The 763-nt window shown below is 75.8% G+C and carries 1 protein-coding gene; it reads right to left on the bottom strand.

Annotation, left to right across the window (positions count from 1 at the left end; translation table 11 throughout):
• A partial coding sequence (locus tag E2E34_RS34810) for a YyaL domain-containing protein (protein ID WP_138905781.1) occupies positions 1-763 on the bottom strand: 763 nt, incomplete at both ends.

Raw genomic sequence — 763 nt, 5'->3', positions numbered from 1 at the left:
CACCTCGCCCACCGCGACCACCGCCCCCGGCGCCCCGCTCAGCAACGCCACCCGGTGCAGTTCCCCGGTCAGCGGGTCCCCGCCGGCACCCACCACCGCGACCTCGCGCGGCCCGTCCAGCACCGCCTCGGCCACCGCGAGACCCCACCCGATGAACCGCGGCGCACGAGGCCCGAGCGTCTTCACCACCCCCAACGCCCGCTCGGCCGCACTCCGATGCGCCTCGGAACCCGTGTGCGCGGCGTACGACAGCAGCGCACCCGCCGCGGCCGTCCACCCCGACGGCGTCGCGTTGTCCGTGGGGTCCTGCGGCCGCCGGATCAGCTTCTCCGCGTCGTGAGCCGTGTCGTACAGCGTCCCGTCCTCACCCACGAACTGGTCGAGGACGATGTCGAGCAGGAACCCGGAGAACTCCAGCCAGACGCCCTCCCCCGACACCGCCGCCAGCGCCAGGAAGCCCTCCGCCACGTCGGCGTAGTCCTCCAGCACCCCCGCGTTCGCACCCGCCTGCCCGTCCTTCGACGTACGGGCGAGCCGCGCCCCGTCGTCCATGTGCACCCGCACCAGCAGATCGGCGGCCTCGGTCGCCCGCTCGACGAGGTCCGGCCGGTCGAAGTACGCCCCGGTCTCCGCCAGCGCGGCGATCGCCAGCCCGTTCCAGGCGGCCACGATCTTGTCGTCCCGGCCGGGCCGCTCCCGCCCGTCACGCGCCGCGAGCAGCCGCGCCCGGACATCCGCCACCCGCGCCGCGTCCGCCACCCCC

The organism is Streptomyces albidochromogenes (assembly GCF_005981925.1).
Taxonomy (GTDB): Bacteria; Actinomycetota; Actinomycetes; order Streptomycetales; family Streptomycetaceae; genus Streptomyces; species Streptomyces albidochromogenes.
Note: the sequence above shows the minus strand (reverse complement) of the source record. Positions and strands in the feature narration are given on the sequence as shown.